Genomic DNA, 1,214 nt, shown 5'->3' on the forward strand with positions numbered 1-1,214 from the left:
GACAGCCGGTTTGCCAGCACACAGCCGGCGGTGCCGCCACCAGCGATGATGTAGTCGAAGCTGCCGAAGTCGAGCGCGTCCGCCATCGTTTCCTTCCCGGGGAGACTTATCGGTTTTTCGGACATATTAGATTGCTGGCCGCGCAAACGATCCAGCGAAATTTCGCCGCACCGCCTTCAACCGCAACCGCTCACGCCCGGTCGCGCCGGCGCTCGCGCTCCGTCAGAAAATCCAGGAAGGCCCGGACCTTGGTCGGGCGGAAGCGGGCGGCGGGAAAGACGGCGTGGATGCCGCCCGACGGCAGGGTCCAGCCCGGCAGGATGTGGACGAGGCGGCCGGACGCCAGATCGTCCGCCACGCAGTAATCCGGCAGGACGGACAGCCCCGCTCCCAGCCGCACCGCCTCCCGCACGGCGAAGGTGGCGTCGAAGGCGATGGCGGTCCGCGCCGCGATCATGCGCGCCTCGCCGGTCGGGCCGGTGAACTGCCACAGCAGCGGATTGCGCAAGGCCGTGTTGGCGACGAAGGGAAGTGCGGCGATGTCCTCCGGCCTTCCCCCGTCGCCGATGCGCCCGGCGAGGTCCGGCGTGCCGACCAGAAGCTGGCGGAAGCTGCCGAACTGGCGGGCCTGAAGGCTGGTGTCGGCCAGCCAGCCGACGCGGATGGCGAGGTCCAGGGTTCCGCCGACGAGGTCGAGCGATTGGTCGGACAGCACCATGTCGGCCTTGCAGGCGGGATGGGCGGCGGTGAAGGCGGCGATGGCCGGAACGACGACCGCCACCCCGTAATCGAAGGGGGCGGTCAGCCGCAGCAGTCCGGATGGCGCGGCGGCGCTTTCCGCCAGCTCGCCGAAGGCCTCCTCGGCTTCGCGCAGGATCACGACGCAGCGGCGGTGGAAGGCCATGCCCGCCTCGGTCGGCCGCACCTTGCGGGTGGTGCGGACCAGCAGACTGGCCCCGACCTCCTCCTCCAGCCTCGCCACCTGCTGGCTGACCACCGCCTTGGTGATGCCCAGCCGGTCCGCCGCCGCGGTGAAGGAGCCGGTTTCGACCACTGCGGCGAAATAGGCGATGCGGTTCAGGTGTCTGGGGTCGCTCATCCGGCGCCTGACGATTGTTTGCAAACAGCATACGATATGTCGGCTTTGTGCCGGCTACCCAGTACAATCGGCCGCGGTTAAGGTGATTTCCATTGCCCCATCGCCCCACCGCCAG

The 1,214-nt window shown here is 68.9% G+C and carries 1 protein-coding gene; it reads right to left on the reverse strand.

Going from position 1 to position 1,214, the window contains the following annotated elements; translation table 11 throughout:
• Nucleotides 1–190 precede the first annotated feature (190 nt).
• Nucleotides 191–1,099 carry a LysR family transcriptional regulator gene (locus tag I71_RS06935; RefSeq protein ID WP_042692944.1) on the reverse strand — a complete coding sequence of 303 codons (909 nt, stop codon included), beginning with the start codon at nucleotides 1,097–1,099 and terminating at the stop codon, nucleotides 191–193.
• Between the last annotated feature and the right edge of the window lie 115 nt (nucleotides 1,100–1,214).

The organism is Azospirillum sp. B506 (assembly GCF_000333595.1).
Lineage (GTDB): Bacteria > Pseudomonadota > Alphaproteobacteria > Azospirillales > Azospirillaceae > Azospirillum.